This window comes from Saccharothrix obliqua, from assembly GCF_019375475.1.
GTDB lineage: Bacteria > Actinomycetota > Actinomycetes > Mycobacteriales > Pseudonocardiaceae > Actinosynnema > Actinosynnema obliqua.
Genome location: NZ_JAHXGQ010000003.1, coordinates 463,276 through 487,187 on the forward strand (window position 1 = coordinate 463,276; position 23,912 = coordinate 487,187).

At 68.5% G+C, this 23,912-nt stretch carries 20 protein-coding genes; 14 read left to right on the forward strand and 6 right to left on the reverse strand.

What is annotated here, in order from left to right:
* Positions 1–28: 28 nt before the first annotated feature.
* From KZQ38_RS11835 to KZQ38_RS11845, 3 genes are all read right to left on the reverse strand, one after another.
* The gene (locus KZQ38_RS11835; protein ID WP_308258349.1) at positions 29–1,060 is read right to left on the reverse strand and encodes a 3-oxoacyl-ACP synthase III family protein; all 1,032 of its coding nucleotides are present in this window, start codon (positions 1,058–1,060) and stop codon (positions 29–31) included.
* A complete protein-coding gene (locus tag KZQ38_RS11840) occupies positions 1,057–1,935 on the reverse strand; it encodes an AfsR/SARP family transcriptional regulator (protein ID WP_219441143.1) in 879 nt (292 codons plus the stop codon). Before KZQ38_RS11840 ends, KZQ38_RS11835 begins: the two co-directional genes overlap by 4 nt.
* Before the next feature lie 156 nt (positions 1,936–2,091).
* Positions 2,092–3,447, reverse strand: coding sequence for an MFS transporter (locus tag KZQ38_RS11845; RefSeq protein WP_308258381.1), 1,356 nt, complete (start codon positions 3,445–3,447; stop codon positions 2,092–2,094).
* Between KZQ38_RS11845 and KZQ38_RS36050 the strand changes: the two genes are divergently transcribed.
* The 10 genes from KZQ38_RS36050 (at position 3,356) to KZQ38_RS11890 (ending at position 13,040) form a co-directional block, all read left to right on the forward strand.
* Positions 3,356–3,547 (forward strand): hypothetical protein, encoded by a 192-nt coding sequence (locus KZQ38_RS36050; protein WP_257901405.1) that lies wholly within the window; start codon positions 3,356–3,358, stop codon positions 3,545–3,547. The two genes, KZQ38_RS11845 and KZQ38_RS36050, sit on opposite strands and share 92 nt — an antisense overlap.
* Before the next feature lie 139 nt (positions 3,548–3,686).
* On the forward strand, positions 3,687–4,271 hold the full coding sequence (locus KZQ38_RS11850; RefSeq protein ID WP_219441147.1) for a TetR/AcrR family transcriptional regulator: 585 nt from the start codon (positions 3,687–3,689) through the stop codon (positions 4,269–4,271).
* A 130-nt stretch (positions 4,272–4,401) separates the two neighbouring features.
* Positions 4,402–5,616: a cytochrome P450 gene (locus KZQ38_RS11855; protein ID WP_219441149.1), complete on the forward strand. Its 1,215-nt coding sequence runs from the start codon at positions 4,402–4,404 to the stop codon at positions 5,614–5,616.
* Between the two features lie 11 nt (positions 5,617–5,627).
* Positions 5,628–5,819 (forward strand): ferredoxin, encoded by a 192-nt coding sequence (locus tag KZQ38_RS11860; protein ID WP_308258350.1) that lies wholly within the window; start codon positions 5,628–5,630, stop codon positions 5,817–5,819.
* A complete protein-coding gene (locus KZQ38_RS11865; protein WP_219441153.1) occupies positions 5,816–6,805 on the forward strand; it encodes an aldo/keto reductase in 990 nt (329 codons plus the stop codon). Before KZQ38_RS11860 ends, KZQ38_RS11865 begins: the two co-directional genes overlap by 4 nt.
* A gap of 56 nt (positions 6,806–6,861) precedes the next feature.
* Positions 6,862–8,457: an ABC transporter substrate-binding protein gene (locus KZQ38_RS11870; RefSeq protein WP_219441155.1), complete on the forward strand. Its 1,596-nt coding sequence runs from the start codon at positions 6,862–6,864 to the stop codon at positions 8,455–8,457.
* A 2-nt stretch (positions 8,458–8,459) separates the two neighbouring features.
* Positions 8,460–9,425, forward strand: coding sequence for an ABC transporter permease (locus tag KZQ38_RS11875; RefSeq protein ID WP_219441157.1), 966 nt, complete (start codon positions 8,460–8,462; stop codon positions 9,423–9,425).
* Between the two features lie 521 nt (positions 9,426–9,946).
* On the forward strand, positions 9,947–10,525 hold the full coding sequence (locus KZQ38_RS11880) for a hypothetical protein (protein ID WP_219441159.1): 579 nt from the start codon (positions 9,947–9,949) through the stop codon (positions 10,523–10,525).
* Positions 10,522–11,361 carry an ABC transporter permease gene (locus tag KZQ38_RS11885; RefSeq protein WP_257901197.1) on the forward strand — a complete coding sequence of 280 codons (840 nt, stop codon included), beginning with the start codon at positions 10,522–10,524 and terminating at the stop codon, positions 11,359–11,361. The genes KZQ38_RS11880 and KZQ38_RS11885 overlap by 4 nt, the downstream gene beginning before the upstream one ends.
* Complete coding sequence (locus KZQ38_RS11890; protein ID WP_308258351.1) at positions 11,358–13,040, forward strand: dipeptide ABC transporter ATP-binding protein; 1,683 nt, start codon at positions 11,358–11,360, stop codon at positions 13,038–13,040. The genes KZQ38_RS11885 and KZQ38_RS11890 overlap by 4 nt, the downstream gene beginning before the upstream one ends.
* Positions 13,041–13,177: 137 nt before the next feature.
* Here KZQ38_RS11890 and KZQ38_RS11895 read toward each other — a convergent pair whose 3' ends face one another.
* The 3 genes from KZQ38_RS11895 to KZQ38_RS11905 all read right to left on the reverse strand — a co-directional run bounded on the left by KZQ38_RS11895 (position 13,178) and on the right by KZQ38_RS11905 (position 17,455).
* The gene (locus KZQ38_RS11895; RefSeq protein ID WP_219441161.1) at positions 13,178–13,564 is read right to left on the reverse strand and encodes a peptidase inhibitor family I36 protein; all 387 of its coding nucleotides are present in this window, start codon (positions 13,562–13,564) and stop codon (positions 13,178–13,180) included.
* A 70-nt stretch (positions 13,565–13,634) separates the two neighbouring features.
* Positions 13,635–14,480 (reverse strand): hypothetical protein, encoded by an 846-nt coding sequence (locus tag KZQ38_RS11900; RefSeq protein WP_219441164.1) that lies wholly within the window; start codon positions 14,478–14,480, stop codon positions 13,635–13,637.
* A 1,577-nt stretch (positions 14,481–16,057) separates the two neighbouring features.
* A complete protein-coding gene (locus KZQ38_RS11905) occupies positions 16,058–17,455 on the reverse strand; it encodes an FAD-dependent monooxygenase (RefSeq protein ID WP_219441166.1) in 1,398 nt (465 codons plus the stop codon).
* Between the two features lie 58 nt (positions 17,456–17,513).
* On the opposite strand from KZQ38_RS11905, the gene KZQ38_RS11910 reads away from it, so the two are divergent.
* From KZQ38_RS11910 to KZQ38_RS11925, 4 genes are all read left to right on the forward strand, one after another.
* Positions 17,514–17,963 (forward strand): winged helix-turn-helix transcriptional regulator, encoded by a 450-nt coding sequence (locus KZQ38_RS11910; protein ID WP_219441168.1) that lies wholly within the window; start codon positions 17,514–17,516, stop codon positions 17,961–17,963.
* 242 nt (positions 17,964–18,205) lie between these two features.
* On the forward strand, positions 18,206–18,772 hold the full coding sequence (locus KZQ38_RS11915) for a dihydrofolate reductase family protein (RefSeq protein WP_219441170.1): 567 nt from the start codon (positions 18,206–18,208) through the stop codon (positions 18,770–18,772).
* Positions 18,773–19,552: 780 nt separating this feature from the next.
* On the forward strand, positions 19,553–22,627 hold the full coding sequence (locus KZQ38_RS11920) for an AfsR/SARP family transcriptional regulator (RefSeq protein ID WP_219441172.1): 3,075 nt from the start codon (positions 19,553–19,555) through the stop codon (positions 22,625–22,627).
* A gap of 843 nt (positions 22,628–23,470) precedes the next feature.
* Positions 23,471–23,857, forward strand: coding sequence for a hypothetical protein (locus KZQ38_RS11925; protein ID WP_219441174.1), 387 nt, complete (start codon positions 23,471–23,473; stop codon positions 23,855–23,857).
* Positions 23,858–23,912 lie beyond the last annotated feature (55 nt).

A 23,912-nucleotide genomic window follows, 5' to 3' on the forward strand; every position in this document is an offset into this window, starting at 1 on the left:
GCATGTGTCTTCGCGGTCGACGGCGACATCAGATGCCCTCCAACGCGAACCCGGACCTGATCCACTTGCTGGACTCGATCGCCACACCCACCGCGCGTTCGCCCCGAACCATCTTGTCGAAGGCCCGCTCGAGCTGGAAGAAGACCAACGCATTGCCGTTGTTCCCGGTCTCGGCCACGCAGCTGACCTCGGTGGCCGACGGGAGGCCCAGCAGTGCCATGACCTTCTCGGTCATTCGCCCGGACAGCTGCGGCGGCAGCAGGTAGTCGATGTCCTCACCGTTCCAGGACAACGAGGACAGGATTTCCCCGAGTACCTCCCGGGCCATCGTGGGCACGCGCTCTTCGATTGCCTTGTAGTCCTCGGTCGCGGGCGGCCGGTTGCTGTGCCGGTCGTTGGGGCCGAACCACTCCAGCGTGGCGCCGGGCGCGCTGCCCAAGCCGACGAGCCGGGTCGCGGTGGTGCGCAGAATCGCGCTGCCCGGGACCGGGTCCGTGCTCAGCACCGCCGCTCCTGCACCGTCACCGAAGAGGACGAAGTTGACCAACTGTGCGGGCGGCAACTTTCTGAGGTCCTGGGAGGTGTCGTAGAAGCGGGCAACGACGTCGCCGCCGAGTACCAAAGCGGTACGGAACCGGTCGCCGTCCAGCAACCTGCGGGCAACGTCGAGCGCCTGTACCGCGCCGGAGCAACCGGATTGCAGTTGGTAAGAGGCGACCTGGTCGATGCCCAGCCGGTCGGCGACAACGTTCGCCGTGGTAGGCATCAACCGGTCCGGAGTCGACGTTCCCATCACGACCAGGTCGATGTCGCCGGCCTTGACCCCGGCGTCGACGAGCGCGATCCGTCCGGCCCGCTCGCCGAGGTCGGCCAGCTCCGCCTTGGGCACACCGCTGTCCAGATCGATCGACAAGTGTCGCGAGGTGGTGCCGATGAAGGTATCGACCCACTGCTCCCACAGTGGGTCCATGCCAAACCGGCGTGCCAGGTCGGCGTTGGTAACGGGCGGCCCAGGCAACGCCGTTCCCACGGAGAGCAGATGGACGTCCGGTCCGCTCACGGTGCCCCCTTGTACATCCTGCCGATCGTCGCGGTCGGGATGCCGCGCTCGCGGACATCGTCGACGGGACGTCTAAATCCCGTCTTGGCCGCGGTCGGGGGGAGTGTGTGTAGTCGCGCCCGCTGGCTGGGTGCGCGCTCCGCGATGATGATCGCCCGGTGCAGGTCACGCAGTTCGCCACAGGGGTCGAGACCGAGTTCTTCGTTGAGCGCGTTCCGCGCGACCTGGTAGACCTCCAGCGCTTCCGCCCTTCGGTGGCTGTGGAATAGCGCGAACATCAGTTGTTGGTAGAAGGTCTCGTCCAAGGGGCGCTCGATCACCAGGTCGAACAGCAGCGGAATCGACTCCTGATAGCGGCCGAGTCGGAAACGCGAGGTCACGAGCATTTGAGCGCACTCCAAGCGCAGCTCGTCGAGCCAGTTCGCCAGCGCGCTCACGACGGGCCCGTCGCGCAGGTCGCGGAACGCAGGCCCGCGCCACAACCCGAGTGCGTTCCGCAGTCGCTCAGCGGCCTGCTCGTGCTCGCCGAGCCGGTGCAACTCCCGGCCGCGCTCGGTGAGCCGGCGGAACTCCTCGTAGTCCAGGGAGGTCCCTTCCTCGGTCAGCAGATAGCCGGGTTCCTTCGTGAGGATGGCCGGGCCGTTACCGGTCGGCTTGGAGAGGAACTTGCGCAACTGGGAGATGTGGACGTAGATACTGGCGGTGGCACGCCGGGTCGGGCGGCTTCCCCAGACCTCGGTGATCAACTCTTCCATCGACACGACCCGGCCGGGGCGCGACAGCAAGGCGGCGAGCACGATGCCCTGCTGTCGCGCACTGATCCCGTGGCGTCCGCCTTGAACTACCTCCAGGTCGCCGAGCACGTTGAACTGCATTCACGAACCCCTTACCCATTCGGCCAACTGGGCAGACACTTCATCGGGTCTGCTTGTGGTCGACAGTGTGCCGGGGCGTCGGGTGGGGTCACATCAGAAGAACCTCTTACCCTGATCGGGTTGTATTCCCGCCCGATTGGGCTGGTGCGCAGCTGCTCAGACGGTTCCGTCTCCGGTTTCCGGTGCGACTGCGGGCCTGGGTGTCCGCAGTAGGAAGATCGCGATGACCAGTGCGGCACCGATGAACACAGCGGCGCCGCCGAACGCCCATGCGACCCCCGTGACGAGGGGGTCTGCGCTCGGCGGCGCTGACCTGCCGGCAGCGCCGAAGATGGTCACGAGGATCGCCAGGCCCAGTGAACCGCCGACGGTCAGCATGGCTTGGAGCACACCCGAAGCCGCACCGGCCTCCGCCGCGGGTGTCGCGGACATGATGATCAGGTTGTGCGCCACCATGCTGAACCCGGCGCCGGCCCCGAACAGGATCAGTGGGCCGAGCACCGACCCGGCGTACCCGTTGTCCGTGGAAAGCGTGCTGAGCCAGACCGCTGCGACGAGGATGGCGGAGATACCCGCGATCGCGACCAGTCGGGGGCTGGTCTTGGCCAGCAACCGGGGCACCACCTGAGAACCCGCGAACACCGCCGCGGCCATCGGCAGGAAGGCGAGTCCGGTGGTCAGCGGATCCATCCCCAGTGACTCCTGGAGGAACTGGGTGAGGAAGAACCACATGCTGGTGAGGGTGGCGGCGATGAGGAGCAGGTTCGCGTACGCCGCGGAACGGCCGCCGCCGCGGAACAGGCCGAGCGGCAGGACGGGGTGCGGAGACCTGGCCTCGATGACGATCAGGACGGCGAACAGCGCTAGGCCGCCGGCGAACGCGGCCAGTGCCACCGTGTCGTCCCATCTGTGCTCGGAGACTCGGATGAGCGCGTAGACCAGCGAGGTCATCGACGTGACGGAGGCGAACGCGCCCAGCAGGTCGAAGGGGCCGGGATTGGTCTCCGATTCACGGATGAACTTCGGCGTCAGCAGGATGACGAGCAGCCCGATCGGCACGTTGATGAACAGCACCCAGCGCCACGACAGCAAGGAGGTAAGCAGGCCGCCGAGCACCAGACCCAGCGCCAAGCCGGAACCGGAGATCGTCGAGAACACGGCGAAGGCGCGGTTGCGCTGCGCCTCCTCCCGGAAGTTGGTCGTCAGCAGGGCGATGCCGGTGGGCGCCGCGAAGGCGGCTCCGACACCCTGCCCGGCCCTGGTCAGCACCAGCACGACGTCGTCGGTCGCGAGCCCGCCCACCAGGGACGCGGTGGTGAACAGCGCGGTACCGACAAGGAACACCCGGCGGTGTCCGCAGATGTCGCCGAGTCGGCCGCCGAGGAGCAGGAGGCCACCGAAGGGGAGGAGGAACGCGTTGGTGATCCAGGACAGGCCGGTCTGGCTGAACCCGAGTTCGTCTCTGATCGTCGGCAGTGCCACGTTCATGATCGTGGTGTCGAGCTGGAGCATGAACTCGCACGAGACGATCAGCGTCAGCGCGATGCGAAGCCCGCGGCTGGTGAGCGCGCTCCCCGTCGCGGTGATTCCGGGCATGCGGAAGCCTCTCTGATGTCCGGTGTTGGACCTCGTGTTGATACCGGTTCGCGGAGGTGCCGACTGTGTCGTCGACTGCGCCTAATATATGGGGATGTCCCCCCGTTTGTAAATGGGGGGTGACTCTCAGATCACCCTGTGCAGGGAGTACGCAGATGACCGGACCCGAGGGGCGCAGAGCGCTGCGCGCCGATGCGCGGCGGAACCACGATCGGGTGTTGGCGCAGGCGGCGATCGACTTCGCCGAGTACGGTGCCGACGTCCCGCTGGACGACGTCGCCCGGCGCGCGGGCGTCGGCTCAGCCACGCTCTACCGGCACTTCCCGTCCAGGGACGCGTTGCTGGCGGAGGTGATCCGCGGCAGCGTCGACGGCCTGCGCGCCGAAGCCGAGCGCCTGCTGGTGGCCGATGACGCCGACCAGGCGCTGCGCGACTGGATGCGCGCGGCGACCGTGCACGCGGCGTCTTACCGGGGCCTGTCGTCGTCGCTCATGACCAGCTTCTACGACGAGGGATCCCCGTTGCACGCGTCGTGCCTCGCGATGCACGCAGCGGGCGGCGAACTCCTGGCCCGCGCTCGGAGATCGGGCTCAGTGCGGGCCGATTTCACCGCGGAGGATCTGTTCACCCTCGTCAACGCGCTGGCATGGGCGGCGGAGTGGAACGGTCGGATGGCCACCACCGCGCCCGCCCTGCTGGACGTCGTGTTCGACGGTGTTCGGGAGGCGGTAACGCCGTAATGCCGCGGCCTGTGTGCATTGTGCCGATCTAAAGGCATACCAAACCCAGATGTCGGCGGCGTTGTCGGTTCTACGGCGGCATCCTAGGGTCGGTCCGGATGGCCCCGCGTCACCGGACCGGAGGAGCGACATGGGAGAGACCACCGCTGCCCGCACCGCACCGCCCGAGTTCCCGCAGAGCCGCACCTGCCCGTTCCAACCCCCAAAGGGCTATGCCCCGTTACGCGAGGGCGGACCGCTCTCCCGCGTGTCGTTATGGGACGGGCGGGTGGTGTGGCTGATCACCGGGTATACCGAAGGGCGGGACCTGCTGGCCGACCGGCGGCTGTCCGCAGATCGGACCCGGCCGGATTATCCGATCATCGCGCCCAGATTCGCCGCTGACGTCACCCGCAGGCTGGTCCTGATCGGTATGGATCCACCCGCGCACGACGTGCACCGCCGGCTGCTCAACCCCGCCTTCAGCCTCCGTCAGGCGCGCGAGCTGGCCCCCCGTATCCAGCGGACCGTCGACGACGCCGTCGACGAGGTGCTGCGGCTGGGCCCACCGGTTGACCTCGTCGAGCACCTGGCACTGCCGGTCCCGTCCGAGGTGGTGTCCGAGCTACTCGGCGTGCCCTATGCCGACCACGGCTTCTTCCAGGACGCGACCCGCCGCTTGATGCAGGCGCGGGACGAGGCGTCGTCCCAGACTGCCGGACGTGACTTGGTCGACTACCTGGAGCGACTGGTCGCCGTTAAGCGCCGCCGTCCCGACAACGGGCTTATCACCAGGTTGATCGAGTCGCTCGAGGTGAACTCGCTGTCGCACGAGGAACTGGTGCAGATTGCGCTGGTGATCCTCGTGGCCGGGCACGAGACCACCGCGTCGATGATCGCACTGGGAGTGATCACGCTGCTGGAGCACCCCGACCAGTTGCGCGCGCTTACTGCGGACGCCGCATCGGTACGTATGGGCGTCGAGGAACTGCTGCGCTACCTCGCGGTCACCGATCTGGCGGGTACTCGAGTGGCAACCGAGGACATCGAAATCGGCGGCGAAGTCATCCACGCGGGCGACGGCGTCCTGGTCTCGTCGACCCTTGGCAACCGCGACGGTTCTGTGCACGCCGACCCCGACGTGCTCGATGTGGGCCGGGGAGACCGCAGGCACTTGACGTTCGGCTACGGGATACACCAGTGCCTCGGCCAGAACCTGGCCCGGGTTGAGCTGGAGATCGTGTTCGAGACGCTCTTCCGGCGAATCCCCGGACTGCGCTTGGCGGTTCCGATGGCTGAGTTGCCGACTCGTCCGCCGGGGGTCGGGACGATCCAGGGCGTGACCGCTCTCCCGGTGATGTGGTGATGGGATCGGGCGTGTCCGTCGATCGGGTCCGCTGCGTCGGGGCTGGCCAGTGCACGGCGGTGGCACCGGGGATGTTCGACATCTCCGCCGAGGACGGGCTCGTGGTTCTGCTCGATCCCGCGCCCGGTCCAGCCGACCACGATGCCGTCGCGGAGGCGATTCTGTTGTGCCCCAGGTACGCGTTGGAGGTGCTGGCCCGGTGAACGCCACCCGCTCTCTGGGGTCGCTGCACGTCGGTCCGCTCGGCCTCGGTTGCATGGGGATGACAGAGTTCTACGGGCCAACGGACGACGCAGAGTCCTGCGCCACGATCGACCGCGCCCTCGACCTCGGCGTCACGCTCTTCGACACTGCCGACGTGTACGCGTTGGGGCAGAACGAGAAGTTGCTCGGCCGGGCGCTCACAGGGCACCGCCGTGAGCAGGCGGTCGTCGCCACGAAGATCGGGGTCATCCGACCAGGTAAGGGTTTGGGCACCGGTGTACGCGGCGACGCCGAGTACGTGCGGGCCGCGGCTGAGGCATCTCTCCGCAGGCTTGGCCTCGACCACGTCGACCTGCTCTACCAGGCTCGAGTGGACCCCGGCGTGCCGATCGAGGAAACCGTCGGTGCAATGGCCAGACTAGTTGCTGAGGGTAAGGTCCGGCACATCGGGTTATCGGAGGCGAGTGCGGCCACCGTGCGTCGCGCACACGTTGAGCATCCCTTGACCGCCGTCCAGACGGAGTGGTCGCTGTGGTCTCGCGGCATCGAGAACGAGGTGGTCCCGCTGTGCCGGGAACTGGGTATTGGCCTGGTCGCCAACGCCCCGCTCGGCAGGGGGTTTTGGACCGGCCGCTACCTCGATGCTGAAGCGCTGGACCCCGGCGACTTCCGCCGCATCGCGCAACCGCGCTTCTCCTCGGAGAACCTGCGCCGCAACGCCCCGCTGGTGCATCGGCTGACGGACCTGGCCACCGAGCGTGGCGTCACCCCTGCCCAGCTCGCCCTGGCGTGGCTGTTGCACCAAGGCGACGACGTGGTGCCGATCCCCGGGACCAAGCGTCGTACCCACCTTATGGAGAACCTAGGCGCGCTGGAGCTCTCGCTCGATCCCGAGGAGGTCGACGCCGTCGCGGCTGCGGTGCCGCCGTCGGAAATCCACGGCGAGCGGTACACGGAGACCAGTTTGGCGATGGTGGACCTCTGATTCCGATCCCACCGTCGTCCCGCAGAACCGACTGGAGTGGACGGAGGTCCGTCGCTGTGGCGTGTTCTTCCAAGGCCTTCGCCCTGGTGGCGCTGCTCTTACTCACCGCGTGCGCCGGGACCGAGCCCGAAGACGATGTGGTGCGTGTGGCGCTGTCCCAGCAACCGGAGTGCCTCGACCCGCAGGTCAGCCCGCGCGAGGTCACCGCAACGGTGGTGCGCGGCGTGTTCGACTCGCTGGTCGAGCTCGACCAGGAGGGCGTTGTTCGGCCGTGGTTGGCGGAGCGGTGGGAAATCACGCGAGACCGGAGGTCCTTTACCTTCCACCTGCGTGGTGGTGTCACCTTCCACGACGGCACCCCGTTGGACGCCGAGGCGGTGCGAGCCACGCTCGACCACGCCACTGCTCCCGCCACCAAGTCCCGGTACGCGGCGATGCTGCTGCGCCGCTACGCCGGGTCGGACATCCTGGATTCGCGAACGATTCGAGTCCACCTCACCGAACCCGACGCCTCATTCCTCCAGGCGCTCAGCACCGCTTACCTCGGTATCCAGTCGCCTACCTCGATGCGGGTGAATGCGGGTGATCTGTGCGCGCGTCCGGTAGGTTCCGGGCCGTTCCGGTTCGCGCACTGGCGGCGCAACCGTGACATCCGGCTCGATCGCTATGCCGAGTACCGGTGGTCGCCGCCTTCGGCGCGCACCCCGGGCCCGGCCGCCGCATCGGGTGTCCAGATAACATTCATTCCCGAAGACGGTGCCCGCTTCGGCGCGCTCGTGAGCGGGCAGGCTGACGTGGTAACCCCGATCCCGCCCGTCAAGGCGGGAGTTCTGCGCGCCGACCGCAACCTGCGTCTGCTGGCCGCGGACTTGCCGGGCGTCGTCTATACGGTGTGTTTCAACAGCACCAGTGGACCGCTGGCCGATGAGCGGGTGCGTCACGCGGTGCGGCGTTCAGTCCGCATCGACGAACTCGTGCGCGCCGTCCACTTCGGTGAGTATCCGCGTGCATGGAGCATGTTGGGCCCGGCAACCCCTGCATACGCGCCGGACACCGTCGACAGCTGGCCGGTAGACACCGCCCTCGCGGAGCGGTTGCTGGACGAGGCAGGCTGGACAGGTCGGGATGAAGAAGGCTACCGAGTCCGCGACGGGCAGCGACTCGTGCTGAACTGGCCGTACCTACCGGAAACACAGGGCAAGGACCTTATTCTCCTCCAAGGCGTACAGGCCGAGGTTCGGCGCCTCGGCATTGACCTGCATGTGACGGCCGAGGATGCGGGCACCTACGTCCAGCTCACCTACACAGGCCGGGGCTTGGACATGTTCGGTACCAACTTCGTCCGCGCAGACCCGGACGTCCTTCGGTACTGGCTCGGGTCAGGTGAAACGCTGGACAACGGCGGCGGCAACGTCTTCCGGGTGCGCGACCCCGTGCTCGACACCCTGCTCGACCAGGGGCTGGCCACCGACGATCTGGCGGCGCGCGTTCGGCACTACCGTGCGGTCCAGCACTACGTCAACGACCGCGCGCTGGTCATGCCAGTGTTCGTCCCGCGTGCGATGGTCGGCACGTCCTCCCGACTTAACGGACTCGCGTTTGAGGCTGCCGGCTACCCGCTCTTTCGTGACGTGACGACAGGGAGGAGCTGACCGTGTCGACCTGGCTCCCTGGCGGGACCCCTCGCACCGCCGCACGTTGGTTCGCCCGTCGTGCGTCCCTCGCCGCGATCGTCGTTGCAGGCGCGGTTACGGCGGCCTTCCTGGGCCTGGAGTTGACTGCGGACGACCCTGCGCTGACTGTGCTCGGCACGACGCCGCGAACCCCGGAGTTGGTCGAGCAGGTTCGTGCCGAACTGGCTCTGGACAAGCCCGCGTGGCAGCGCTACCTGCTGATGATCGGACGGGTGTTCACTGGTGATCTCGGTACCTCCCACCAGCTACAGCAGCCGGTCTGGTCGCTCATCGGCGAGCAAGCGAGTGCCAGCGCCGAACTGGTCGTCGCCGGTATCGCTGTGGCGTTGGTCGTTGCCTCAACCTCTGCGATCGCCACGGCGGGCGGGCGCAGACCCATGCTCCGCGCCGCCCTGTCCGCCGTCGAGCACGTCACTGCGGCCAGTCCCGCGTTCTGGTTCGGGCTCCTGCTGCTTGGCGTCTTCTCTTTCCGCCTGCACTTGTTCCCTGTGGCGGGTGGCACCGGTCCGCGTGCCCTGGTGCTGCCCGCGCTGACCTTGGCACTGGAACTCTTCGGGCCCTTCGCTCAAGTGTTGAGGGCTGGTCTGGACACCGCTCTGCGTGAGCCGTTCGCGCTGACCGCGCGCGCCCGAGGCACCACCTGGGAACGCCTGCTCGTGCGGCACGCGCTGCGCCATGCCCTGCTGCCCCTGGTCACGCTGTCGGGGTGGACTGTGGGCGCGCTCCTCAGCGGTGCGGTGGTGATCGAGACCGTCTTCGGCAGGCAGGGTTTGGGCAGGTTGCTGGCCACCGCGATCACCGGGCACGACCTGCCGGTGGTCGTTGGTGTCGTCACCGTGTCCGCGGTGGCCTTCGCAGTGGTGTCGATGGTCGTGGACTGGCTGTATGGCGTCATCGACCCCAGGACTGGAGAGGCGATCGGATGACCGTCTTTGCCATCACCGTCGGACGGGTGCTCTCCGGTGCTGCGGGCAGTGGGCCGCACGGTGGTCGTCTGCGACGGTGTCATCACCGTAGTCAGACCTACCACGCCGAGCCTGAACGAAGCCGGCTCGGACAGCTGCCGCCTCGACCTCGCCGACGTCGCCGTCCTCACCGGGCTGAGCGCCCCGCATGTCCACCTGATACTCCGCGCATGTCGGGGACCCTGTTGTCGGCTTGGGTGCCACCGGGATCAAACGCATCCCGCTCGGGGTGGCCTGTCAGGGCGAGAAGTTGCCGGGCGCGGGCGTTACCACCGTGGCCCTGGCGAACACCCCTTCCCGGTGCAGCGCGAGGCAATCGCCGCCATCGAGTTGCCAAGCGACCGCATCTTCCCGGCAGAAGTGCCGGTGATCGCCAGCGATGGGTACTGCTGGTACCCGGGCGAGGCCGCGGGCGCCCCGACGGCACCTGCCGCCGGCCTCGGACCGACCTCACCTGTCGCATGGGCGGAACTGGTGTCGTGGTGATCGACGGGACCGCCGCCACAGGCGGGTCGGAGCACGGAACCAACCAGTCCAACACCGCCGTGGTCGCGGTGGCCGAGGGCCGCCGGATGGCCGCGCACGGTGAGGATGACTTCCGCTCTGCTGTCGACTCATTGGGGCGCTTTGGTTTCTCCGGCGCGCCCGCCGGTGATCCGAGCGCGGCCACAGTCGTGTGCTCGACGTTGCGCCGCACCATCGGCAATTCGGTCGAGCGCGTAGCCCGCGAGGTCCTCGACGTCGTGCTCCACCAGCACCACCGGCAGGTGTGGCTGGTTGCGGGCACCGACGCCGGTATACCCAACTGGTACTTCGGCGCCTACACCACGTACCTGGACTGGTGGCTAGCCGTAGGACAGAGGGAGGCAATCGTCCTGGAGCGCGCCGCCGCCGCGGCAGCCCGCGCCCTGGAACAGGGAGGGGTCACCGGTCACATCACGCTCGCCTCGACAGCCGATCTGCTCGTCGACGGTGATTCGCGCTCCACCCCCGGAATCCTCGCCGTGCCGCGTCTCGTCCTCCACCGCCGCACGGCCGACCGACCGGGGAGTGCGCAATGACCATGCTGAACAACTCGCCTGTACGCCGAAACCCCACCGTGGCGGTGACCGCTGCCGGCGTGGTCCTGCTGCTCGCCTCGCTCGCAGCGCTATGGCCCTCGATGCTGGCCCCATACGCGCCGGACGACATCGACCTGGTCCGCGCACTGGCCCCACCCGGGCCCGAGCACTGGCTGGGCACCGACCAACTCGGCCGCGACGTGCTCAGTCGAGTCGTGCACGGCACTGCGACCACACTGCTGGCTGGACTGGGGTCGATCGCCGGGGCGGTGACCCTGGGCTCGTCGCTGGGCATCTTCGCGGCCACCGCTCACCTCCGTGTCGCTGGGGCGATCATGCGGGCGACCGACGTCCTGCTGGCCTTCCCCGGCCTGCTGCTTGCGCTGCTGGTGGTCACAGCGATCGGTCCCGGCGCCATCAACTCCGCCGTCGCCATCGGGTCGGCAGCCGCTCCCGGCTTCGTCCGGCTCGCCCGCTCCCGCGCACTCGTGGTCGGCCGGTCCGGCTACGTGCAGGCCGCCGTTGCCCTGGGCAGGTCCAGGGGTGAGATCTACCTGTGTCACCTGGTCCCCAACACTCTGCCACCCGTGCTCGCGCTGGCCACCGTCAACGTCGGTAGCGCCATCATCGCCGGATCCTCCCTCGGATTCCTCGGCCTGGGGCCAGAGCCGCCGAGCCCGGAATGGGGCACGATGCTTGCTGAGGGCCGCGACTTCCTCGGCGCGGCACCAGCCATGGCTGTCGCACCGGGAGTGGCGGTCACCCTTGTGGTGCTGTCGCTCACCGTTGTCGGCGGGCACCTGCGCTACCGGTTCGAGACCGGGGGACGGACGTGATTGCCACCGATTTGGAACGGCCGCTGGTAGTGGTGCGCGGCCTGACCGTCCGGTTCGGTGGACCACCGGTGGTGCGCGGTGTCGACCTGACTCTGCACCGCGGCGAACGTTTGGCACTGGTTGGCGAGTCGGGGTCGGGCAAGAGCGTCACCGCGCGCTGCCTGCTCGGCTTAGCCGGCGACGGTGCCCTGGTCACTGTCGACCGACTGGAGTTCGCGGGCCGGGACCTCAGCGGGATCACCGAGAAGCAGTGGCACGAGCTACGCGGTGCCCGCGTCGGGCTGGTGCCCCAGGACGCGCTGTCCGCCCTGGATCCGTTGCGCCGCGTCGGACAGGAAGTAGGTGAGGTGCTGGTCAACCACGGCATTGCCACCCGCAGCGAGGCCCTGCGGCGGGCCGCAGTCGTATTGGAGGAGGCGGGTATCCCCGATGGGGCTGCTGCGGCGCGCCGCTATCCACACCAGCTCTCGGGCGGTCTGCGTCAACGCGCGCTCGTCGCCTCGGCTGTCGCCGCCCTCCCGGATGTCCTGGTCGCCGACGAGCCCACGGCCGCCCTCGACGCCGAAGTGCGTGCGCGAGTGCTGGACCTACTGTCCGGGCTGGCGGCCAGGGGCACCGCGTTGTTGCTGATCAGCCACGACCTCGCGGCGGTGGCTGACATCGCCGACCGCGTCGTGGTGATGCACGAAGGCGAAGTGGTCGAAGAGGGCCGAGTCGACCGCGTCCTCGGCGCGCCTGAGCACCCCTACACCCGGAAGCTACTGGCGGCCGCACCCAGTGCTGCGACTTCGCGTGGCATCGCGTCGGATCGCGTCGTGCTAGAGGTCCAAGGGGTGCGGAAAGTCTTCACGGATGCGGACGGCGCGCCGCATATCGCCGTGGACGACGTGTCGTTCCGAGTGCACGCCGGTGAAGTGCTCGGCCTTGTCGGCGGTTCCGGATCAGGCAAGACCACGGTGGCCAGTGTGGTGATGGGCCTGCTGAACCCAGATGGTGGCGATGTCCGGTTGCTCGGTGAGCCGTGGTCGAAACGGTCGGAGCGAGAGCGACGGCGGGTGCGCGGCAGCATCCAGCTCGTTCAGCAGGACGCTCTAGGCTCGTTCGACCCGCGATGGCCCGTGCACCGAATACTCGGTGAGGCGTTTGGTGCCACCGACCGACGCGGGCTGGCGGTACGCCAGCGTGACCTGACACGGTTGCTCGACCTGGTGGGTCTGCCAGAATCGCTGCTGGACAGGCATCCGTTGGCGTTGTCCGGCGGACAACGCCAACGGGTGGCCATCGCCCGAGCCTTGGCCCGGGAACCCGAGGTGGTCGTGTGCGACGAGCCGGTGTCAGCGCTCGACGCCTCGACCCAAGCACAGGTTCTGGACCTGTTCCTCGAGATCCGCGACCGATTGGGCGTGGCACTGGTTGTCATCTCCCATGACTTGGCCATGGTGCGTGCCATCGCGGACACCGTGGTCGTGATGCGTGCCGGGCGGGTCGTCGAATCCGGCCCGGCCGGTACCGTGCTGGGATTCCCAGAGCATCCCTACACCCGGGCTCTTCTCGCTGCGGCACCGCGACAGCACATCGCCGCACCATCCGCCCTGCGTACCACCTCCGCGGGTGTGGTACGACCGCTGCCCGGTGACGTGCCTCCGGAACCCGGACGGGGGTCAGACGTGGGGTATTGAGGTGGCCGTGGCCTCTTGGCACTCCGATCTGAGCGGTCAATCGGCCTGCGGTGAGCGTAGCTATGGGATCGGCGTGAGTTGACCGGCCACTGGAGATTGATGGGTTTGGTGGCCGGCAGGTGGATGGCGTTGCCGGGTTAGCAAGAAGTCCAGCGGTGTCGGCTCGCGGCATTGTCCCAACCCACTTTGGTCAGGTTGCTCATGTATACACCACGATGGACGCAGCGGTTTCCTTCATCCTTGTCGACGTGGCGGTATACGCGGACGTCAGGGTAGCTGCCGGCGTTGCCGCGATTATGCCACGAGGATGCGGCGTCGTTGGCGTCCATGCCGTTGTTAACGTCATCTCCGTAGTTGTTGTCGTCGCCCGACCAAGTCCAGGAACGCCCCTTCTTGTCGTCATGTTCCCAGATGCAGAAATCGCCCTGATCGCAGTTCGGGTCCGATGCTGCCGCCGATGGTACGGCCACGACGATGCTCGCGCAGGTGGTGACGGCCATGACCACGGCCCGCATGATGTGCATGGTGTTCTCCTATCTTGTGAATTCCGCATGTGTGGATGCGCTCGTTCTGTCAAGGGGGCGGCATGGCTGATCAGAGCGTGGCTAGTGCCGCGTACTGGAGGCGGCGCAGTTCCGCGACCGCGCGTTGGTAGGGGCGGCGTACCTCATAGGTCAATTCGACCTCCACGGTCCGGACCAGGACACCCACGTTGTGCTGGAGGGCGCAGCGTGCCTCCACACTGGCCAACTGCTTGTCGTGCTGGTCGGCGGTTCGGGCATCCATGGTCGACCAAGTGCGGGAGGCGGTGTTGCGCAGCTCGACGGGGCTGTCAACTGGCTGTCCATGGGCCCGGGCACACCGCGACCACGCCATTACCGCTGCGGTGTAGCGAGGATCGCGTCGTAGATCCGTCTCGTCCGCGACCGGGAGGTTGGACACTGTCTGCTGTGCCCACAGCCAGCGACCCAGGTCCCCGTACAGGGTGACTCGGGCCTGCGACAGGCAGCCGAGGTTACTTGTGGTTACCTGTGTGCCGTCGGGAAGTCTCGCCGTGACGCCGGTCGGGGCGGGGCCGAGCAACGCCGCTGTACGGGCCGACGTGGGGGTGGACGTCTGCTCTGCTCGTGCGGCGGCTACCCGCGCGGGGTTCGCCGCTCCGTATCCGTAACGATTCGCCCATTGTGCGTCGTCGAGCACCAGGCGGAACCGGGTCGCCGCGTACCTCTGGTAACCCGTTCCCGGCTGGGGTGTGTAGTGGTGGCCGGCGGCGGCCATGCAGTCGCGAACCAGGTGTTCCTCCGCCATGTGCAGCGCCTCCAGGTTCTCTGCCGATGGCTCCCAGCCTGCGGGTGGGCCGCCGGTCTCGTGGCCGCATCCGGACGCGGTGAGCATCATCGTCAGCCCCGCCGCGGCCAGTAGCCCGGTTCGCCACCGCATCGCCCTCACCTCCGTCTGTGGTCATCTGTGGCCGATACGAGACGACCACGGACGCGGAATCGCCTCAAGAGGTGAACCGTGACTCGTGTGTCGCCGACATGTCCCCGACAACGCTTCTACGCTTGGTATGCGCATTGCTACAGGAGGTGAGGCCCGGTGGTCAGGTCATCCTGGGACGAGACGCCCGAGTCCGTCGTGTCGGCGGCGGAACTGGGGCTGCTGCTGCGTCGTGTGAGAGGCGAGCGGACACAGCAAAGCGTCGCCAACGGTGCCAAGCGCCATCACTACTACCTGCACCGCCCGACCTTGTCAGCGATCGAATGCGGGCATCGGCTGCCCACGGCGAACGAACTACGCGGCATCCTGTACGGATGCGGTCAGCCCGACCTGCATGAGCGGCTGGAGCGGGCTAGACAACGCCTGATCGACGCACGCTCGGCCTCCACTGCCAGACCGTTGCCCTCTTCACGGGAGATGGAGGGCACCGTCGCCGATCGTCAAAGCGCCACCGAGTTCCGTGGAGTAACCGAGTCCTCCGCCGGGATGGTGGGCCGCGATCGATCCGGCGAGGTTCCGACACGACGATGGCTCGGGGTCGCCTGCGTTACCGCTGTGACATTGGTGGCATCGGCCGCAGGCGGACTGGTCGGCGACTCCGCTCGGGTTGGTGTGCCCTCGCCGGTTCCCCCTGCCCCGGTCGTAAGAGTGGACGCCGTACGCGACCACCACTTGTGCGCCGAGGCCCTTCCCCCCGCCAGGGACGGTGTCGTCCTGGCGTGGGCACTGGGACCGGACGATGCCATCACCCCGGACCGACGGGTGGAAGTTCATGCCGCCCGGACTCCGGAGGGAGGATGGATTGCCTGGACGCACCTCGCGCGCCCAGCGTCCAGCGTGGACCGGTTCTGGATGGATTGGAGCTACCGCGGTGACCCTCCCGGCCGCAGCCAGTGGCGGCAGTGCGGACCGCATGCGATCAGCGGTGGTCCGGACAGTCCCGCAGTGCGCGGTGTGGACAGTGAGGGCAAGGCGCGGTGGGTGCGGGCATGTGGACAGGCTCCACAGTGGGACCGGCCTCCGGCCAGTACGAAGAGTTCGTTCTGCACCAGCTGGGTGCCTATCAATCCCTGAGTTGTGCCCAACGTAAAAACGTCGGTTCATAAAGAACCCGCTCAGTCGCCCCGGCGCGTCATGGCCAATGTCGACCTCGATAGCGCCGAAGAAGTTGATGTCCTTGATGTGGGGGAACCCGGGTCGGGACCTCATTGTCCGCATGGCGGTCGGTGCGATACATCGGGCGTTATTCGCTGGAATGATGTCCCGTCTATCACCACCTTTCGGCGACTGTGCTTGTCGGTCGCCGTGTAGTGCGGGCAGTCGGTAGAAGCCGCGGTCGTGAGCGCCTGCGACAACTATGCCACCCACAATATCGCGAGACGCAGAGTCGTACGATGAGGTGATCTGCGGCCAGGCCGTCGACTGGGCGATGGAGGCGCCGGTGGGCGGGTCGCGGACCTGGGACTGTGATAGGTGCTCAGACCGTTGTGGGTGAGCCCGTTGAGGGCCTGTGACGGCACTCAGGCCAGGGGCAGTTCCGCCATGGCGTCCGCCAGTTGCTCGGCAGTATCCCCGGCAGCCCACACGTGGCCGTCCGGGCGCAACAGCACGACGGTCGTGGACCAAGGCAGCTCGGTCTCGTACAGCTGGAGGTCCGCGTTCGTGGCGAGTTCCTTCAACGCCGGATCGGTTTCCCGAGCCAGCAACACCGGGCGGCCCGCGCGCAACAGGTGAAGCTGCTCGCGAGTGGCCGGGAAGCGTTGGCCTGCAAGGGGATGGGTGCCCGGGTAACGCACGTCCAGCGCGGTCAGCGTGTTGGCCAACGCGGTCGCCACGTCGGGATGGGCGCGCAGCAGGTCCGCCATGAACCGGCGCAGGGACCGGCCTTCCTCGGTGGTGGCGGTGATCAGGGCGGTCTGGGCCTTGGTGTGCTCGCCCAGGGCAACGCCGACGGGGTGGCGTTCCGGGTGGTAGGTGTCGAGCAGGGCCGCGTCCGCCCGGCCCTGCTGGACCGCGGCCAGCTTCCAGCCGAGGTTCATCGCGTCCTGGAGGCCCACGTTCAGCCCGACGCCGCCTGCCGGGAAGTGCATGTGCGCGGCGTCGCCCGCCAGGAACACCCGACCCTTCCGGTATTCCGCCGCGAGCCGGGTGGCGTTGCCGAAGCGGGACAACCACACGGGGGAGTGCGGGCCGAAGTCCGTGCCCGCGATCCGCTTCACCGTGTCTCGCAAGGATTCCAGGGTCGGAGCGGGGTCTGTCGGGGCGTACCCGGTGACGCGGTGAAGTCCGCCGGGGAGCGGGACCACGATCAGCGCGCCGTGCTCGTTGTGCCAGAAACCCAGCCGCTCCGGTGGGTTGGCCAGCTCGACGTCGCCGAGGTAGCCGAAGACCGTCGAATCGGTGCCGGGGAAGTCGATGCCCGCCGCCTGGCGCACGGTGCTGCCCGCGCCGTCCGCCCCGACCACGTGGTCCGCGGTGATGTCGTGCTCACCGTCCGGCCCGTCGACCCGCAGCGTCACACCCTGTTCGTCCTGGCGCAGCCCGGAAACCCGGTACCCGCGCCGGATCACCACCCCGAGGGCCAGGGCGTGCTGTTCGAGCAGTTCCTCGGTGCGCAGTTGCGGGTGCGCGAGCATGAACGGAAAAGGTGTGTCCAGGTCCCGGAAGTCCAGGCGGGTGGGCAGCATCCCGAAGTGGCCGTCCGGCACGGCCAGCCCGCCGTCCAGGAAAGCCATTTCCTGCCCGCGCATCGCCAGCACCTCGATCGTGCGCGGGTGGACGGCCAACGCCTTCGAGTGCGGACTGCGCTGCTCGGCTCGTTCCAGGACCAGCGGTCGCCCGCCGCCCAGCGCCAACTCGGCCGCCACCCACAGCCCGACCGGGCCCGCGCCGACAACGATAGTGTCGTGTGCGTTCATGGTGTTCGCTCTCTCTATTGGCGTTACATACTGGTATGTGCACTTAGGAGTAGTCGAGATGACGTCATCGCAGATCAGTGGTCCGTGCCAGGCATGGCCGGAGGACAGCGCTTTCATCCGCGAGGTGCTCGACCGCATCGGCGACAAGTGGACGGTGTTGACCATCGGCACCCTGAGCACCGGCCCGCTGCGTTACTCCGACTTGCGGGCGAGCATCCCGGGGATCTCGCAGCGGATGCTGACCCAGACGCTCAAACACCTCGAACGCGACGGCCTGATCACCCGAACCTCATACCCCGAAGTCCCACCGCGAGTGGAGTACGACCTGACCGACCTGGGCCGGTCGCTGGTCAACGCGGTGACGGCGATGGCCGGGTGGGCTGCCACCCACCACAGCGAAATCGCCCGCAACCGGGCTGCCAGCGAGCAAACCGGAGTCGGCCGAGCCAAGGCCGCGGGGTCAGTGCGTCAGCAGGCTGAGGTGTCAGCGGCACTCACCAATCGGTAGCGCCGCCCACACCGCCCGCGCTGCGGGACCGGGGTTTGAAGCTCAACCATCTTCACCACCTCACCAGTGCGTAACGCCATCATGGGCGAGTCGGAGAGGGTCTACAAAAGGCACTTCCAAGTGCGTGAGCACTGTCGGGACCCTCATCCCCGATGAGTCCCGTAGGCGGCGAGGGCCGGTCCGGGTTCCGGCGGACGGCCTCGGTCGTGGAGTGCGTCGGTGCTCCGGCATTCTGTACCACCATGGGAAAGCTGACCTACGGCATGAACGTCTCGGTGGACGGCTACACCGCCGACGCGAACGGCGACCTCGGCTGGAGCACGCCGGACGACGAACTGCACCAGTATTGGAACGACCGCACCGCGCAGGTCGCGCTGTCGCTGTACGGGCGCAAGCTCTACGAGCTGATGGCGGCCCACTGGCCGACCGCCGGCCAGGCGCCCGACGTGCCCCCGGTGGAGGCCGAGTACGCCCGGCTGTGGCTCGCGATGCCGAAAGTGGTGTTCTCCCGAACCCTCGAATCGGTCGACTGGAACTCCAGGCTGGAGCGAGGTGACGTGGTCGAGGTCGCCAGGCGGCTCAAGGCCGAGACCGACGGCCTGATGGAAGTGGCCGGTGCGACGCTCGCCGCGCCCCTCGTCCGCGCGGGCCTCGTGGACGAGTTCCACGTGCTGGTCACACCGGCCGCGATCGGTGGCGGCACACCGTTCTTCCCGTCACTGGACGCGTGGCTGAAGCTGGAGTTGCTGGAGAACCGCACCTTCGCGTCGGGCGCGGTCCTCCTCCGCTACAAGCCCGTCCTCGGCTAGCGGTCGATCCCGCTCGATCGACTCGCGACAGCGGGAACACGCCGCGGGCTGGTATCAACGGTGGTCGTGACGAAGACCGCGTTACCTGAACTCCGGCCGATGTCGTGGTGGTGGGTGGTGCCCGCGCTGCTCGGCGTGGTGGCGATCGGGATCGGTGTCCAGATCTGGGCGCGCGGCTACGTCGGGGCGGCGGACCCCGCGTCGGTGCGGGTCGACGATCGCCGGCCCGATGGCGTTCGACGGCACGAAGGTCCGGGACAAGGTCAGCTTCGAGGGTGCGCGGTTCGGCGGTTGGGTCGCGGTCTCCGACCTGGAGACGACGTTGACGAGTTTCGGCGGCGCGACGTTCGAAGCGGGCATCCACATGGACGACTCGAAACCCGGTGCCGTGCTGGGCTTCGCCGGAGCGGAAGTACGCGGGAAGGCCGTGTTCCGGAAGTGCGTGGGAGTTGGTGTCCGGCGCGGTGAGCGCGCGTTCGGTGCCGACGAGCCCAGGGACGGTGAGCAGGGCCCAGATCATGAGGACCGCTTGCCCTGCCACACCAGCGGTGAGGTCACCGTCGACTGCGACACGCTCGCCGGCCGGGACCAACGCCTCGTGCTCTACAGCGCGCCGCCGGACTCTCCCGACTCTGAGGCCCCGGCCCTGCCGGGCCGCTGCGACACCGAGGGAAGCGCCGCGGCCGGTGCTCCCGGGAGCGGCTCGCCGCGTTCTCTTGACCCGGTGGGCGTCTACCGATATGCCTGTCCCCAGGGCAACCGGCTACGGGGGAGACGTCGGTGGCGGAGTTCCGGGTACTCGGCAGCGTCGAGCTTCACGTCGGGGGCGATGTGGTCGACCTCGGTCCCGCGCGGCAGCGGTGCGTCCTGGCGGTGCTGCTGGTCGAGGCCAACACCACCGTGCCGGCCGAGCAGTTGATCGACCGGGTGTGGGGTGAGCGCGTGCCGAGCCGGGTGCGGGGCGCGCTGCACAGCTACCTGGCGCGGCTGCGGCGGGTGCTGGCCCCGGAGTGGGCGACGATCACCCGGCGGACGGGTGGTTACGTGCTGACCGTCGACGAGGAAACCGTGGACCTGCACCGGTTCCGCCGGTTGATCGGCCAAGCCCGTGCGGCCGTCGACGACGAGCAGGCGCTGGCGATGGGGGAGCAGGCGCTGGGCCTGTGGCGCGGTGAGCCGTTCACGGGGTTGGACTCCCCGTGGTTGGCCTCCGTCCGCGCCACCCTGGAAAGGGAGCACTTCGACGTCCGGCTCGACCACTACGACCGCCGGTTGCGAGTGGGCGGGCACGCCGCGCTGCTGCCGGTGCTGCGGGCCGAGGTGGGCAGGAACCCCCTGGACGAGCGCCTGGCCGGGCAGTTGGCACTCGCGCTGTACCGCGGTGGACGCCAGGCCGAGGCCCTCGAGGTGTTCCAGGAGGTCCGGCGGCGGCTGGTCGCCGAGGTCGGCATCGAACCCGGCCCGGACCTCCAGCGGCTCCAGGAGCGCATCCTCCGCGCCGACCGCGACCTCGTCGCGGCGCACCGGCCCGACGTGCGGCGGCACAACGACCTGCCCGGCGACCTGCCGGACTTCACCGGTCGCGACGCGGAGGTCGACGCGCTGCTGTCGGTCCTGCCCGCCGGTGGCGACCGGCGCACCGCGGCGGTGGTCGTCGCGATCGACGGCATGGCCGGCGTCGGCAAGACCGCCTTCGCCGTCCACGTCGCCCACCGCCTGGCCGATCGCCACCCCGACGCGCAACTGTTCCTGGACCTGCACGCCCACACCTCCGGTCGCGAACCCCGCGACCCCGCCGACGCCCTCGACGTCCTGCTGCGCGGCCTCGGCGTGCCGGGCAGGCGGATCCCGGACGACCCGGAGGCGCGGGCGAGCCTGTGGCGGTCCGTGCTGGCCGATCGGAAGGCGTTGGTGGTGCTGGACAACGCCGTCAACGTGGCGCAGGTCCGGCCGCTGCTGCCCGGCAACCCCGCGTGCCTGGTGCTGATCACCAGCCGCCACCGGCTCATCGACCTGGATTCGACGCGCACGCTGTCCCTGGACGTGCTGCCGCCGGGTGACGCGGCGACGCTGTTCACCCGTGTCGTCGGTGGCGATCACGCGGTCGCCGCGGTGGACGAGGTCGTGCGGTTGTGCGGCCGGCTGCCGCTGGCGGTGCGGATCGCCGCGGCCCGGTTGCGCTCGCGCCCGGCCTGGACGGCCGCCCACCTGGCACAACGCCTCCGCGAGGAACACCGGCGGCTGGGCGAGCTGACCACCGGTGACCGGAGCGTCGTCGCCGCGTTCAGCCTGTCCCACCGCTACCTCAAGCCCGCCCACCAGCGGTTGTTCCGACTGCTGGGCACGCTCCCCGGCGTCGACTTCGACGCCCACCTCGCCGCCGCGGTGGCGGATTCCGACTTCCACGAGGCCGAGCGGCTGCTGGAGGACCTGCTCGACGTGCACCTGCTCCAGCAGCGCTCCGCCGGCCGGTACCGCTTCCACGACCTGCTGCGCTCCTACGCCGCGCGGTTGTCCGCCGACACTGACCACCCCGACGTCCGGAACGCCGCCCTGACCCGGGTCCTGGCCTACTACCTGCACACCAGCGCCGCGGCCATGGACGTCATCGCCACCGACAAACGGGGAACGCGCCCCGACGCCCCGATGCCCGCGACACCCGTCCCTTCCGTGTCGAACCTCGAACAAGCCCTGTCCTGGTTGGAGGCGGAGCGGCCCAACCTCGTCGCGGTCGCCGTGCACTCCGCCGACCACGGTCACCCGACGCAGGCCAACCACCTCTCCGCGACGCTGTGGCGCTTCCTGCTCGTCGGCGGGTACTTCGACGACGCCCTCGTGCTGCACACCGTGGCCGTCACGACGGCGCGGAGCACCGGTGACCGGTTCCGCGAAGGTGAGGCGCACCTCAACATCGGTCTCACCTACTGGCGGTTGGGGCGCTCCAAGCACGCGCTCACCCACCTCGAACGAGCCCTCGCGCTGGCCGAAGACCTCGACGACGACGCGCTGCTCGGGCGGGTGCTGGTCGGGTTGGGCCTCGCGCACTGGGGCTCGGGCCGCTACCGCGAAGCCCTCGGCTGCTACTCGCGCGGACTCGTCCTGGCACGGCGGATCGGTGATCGCAACCTCGAAGGCCAGGCCCTGGTCGGCACGGGGTTCAACTACTGGGGCCTGGGCCGGTTCCAGGAGTCGATCGACCACCACCGGCAGGCGATCGAGTCGGCCCAGGACGCCGGTGACCGCGGCCTCGAAGGGTACCCGCTGGTGGGCATGGGCTTCGCGCACTGGAGCCTGGGCCGCTACCAGGAAGCCCTCGACCACCACCAGCGCGGGCTTCGCCTGGCGAGGGAAGTCGGCGATCGCAGTCTTGAGGGGCGTGCGTTGCACGGGTTGGGTTCGACGTGCCGGAGCTTGGGGCGGCACCACGACGCCCTCGACCACGACCTGCGGGCGCTTCGCGTGGGGAGGGAGGCCGGCGATCGCAGTCTTGAGGGGCGTGCGTTGCACGGGTTGGGTTCGACGTGCCGGAGCCTGGGGCGGCACCACGACGCCCTCGGCTACTTCGAACAGGCGCTCTCCCTCGCCCGCGCCATCGACAGCCACAACCTCGAAACCGAGGCGCTGAACGGACTGGGCGAAACCACCCGCGCCACCGCCGACCCGGTTGCCGCGCTGTCCCACCACCGCAGGGCCCTCGCCCTCGCGCGCGAAACGGGCAACCAGGCCGAGCAGGTCCGCGCCCACGAAGGCATCGCCCACGCGCACAGCGACCTCGGCCAGGCCGAGGAGGCGGACCGGCACCGACGCGAGGCTGCGGCCATCCACCGTGACATCGGCGGGTCCACCAGCAGGTGACAACCTCGGCCTGTGAGCGGGCCGCGTCGCCGAGCAGCGTCACGCCGGGCGTGTGCTCCCACATGTGGGGCACGGGTGGCGCGTACAGCGGCCGGTGGACCAGGTTGCCGACGAGGAACGCCTTACAGATCGGGGTGCCAGTCCGCGTAGAGGCCGAGCAGCTCGGCGTTGGTGGGCTCCAGTCGTCACGTGCGCAGGCAGGCGTACGCGCGGAGGTGGTCGCCGCTGTTGCGCTGGGAGCACAGCATCCCTCGTGCCCAGCGACCCTCGTGCCCCGGCCGGTGAGTTCGAGCAGGCGCTCGTCAACCGGGCTGCAAGGTATTCGTCGGTATCGCAAACTATCTACGACGTAGAGCCATTGTCGACCCGCTAATTGATTATTTGGTCGCGAAGTCGGCGGTCAGATTCGGGGTGGTGCGAGTTAGGTCGGGAAGCACGCGTTGTGGTGGCCGTATCTGCCGTAGCCTACGGTACAGACCCGCTTTCTCGCGTCTTCCGTTCGACTGGTAAGAGTCGGTTGAACGGGCGGAGGTCACTGCAAGTCACTCTATGCCATGCGTAGGTCATCCAGCGGATTGAATCGTTCGTTCAGGCTTGGAGAGCACGCACATCCGGTCCGATCGAGGCGGTGGTGAAGGTGTGGAGCGCTCTGAGCGTCGACGTGGGTGGGATCGTGTTGTTCCTGGTCTGGTTGGTGCTGCCTCCGCTCTACGTCATCGCTCTTGGTCGGCGGTATGTGCGGCAGTGCGTGGAGAGCGCTGCGGCGGCGGTGTGGGCGCGGGAGGAGCTTCGGGCTGCGCTTGAGGAGTCGCCGTCTGCTGGTCGGCATCGCATGGAAGGAACGTGATTGGCATGGCGGCTACGACTGCTTCGGCGAAGTCCGCAGGCGGCCTGACGGAGGTGCAGCGGGTTGCCGCGGAGCGGCGGGCGATCGGGTTGCTCAGCCCTGTTGCCTATGACGAGGCTGTGGCGAACATGGTCATGGCGTCGGCTCCCAACCTGTTCGCCGTGGTGGAGTACGAGGTGGCGGCCCCGGAGATTGCTCGGGTGATGGGTTACGGCGTGTCGGCCGGCGAGTGGGTGCACGTGGTGTCGGTGGATGGCACGGCGTGTGGCACCTTCGAAACCGCGGACGAGGCGCTCAAGCCTTACGAGACGACGAACGAGGTTGCTGCGCGGATCGTGTGGATCACTCCTGATTTGGTGCTTCAGAAGTTGCTGGTCAAGTAGAGAGTGCCGCCCCGCCGCTGTGCGTGGGACGGGACGGCTGTGGGCCGCGCATCCT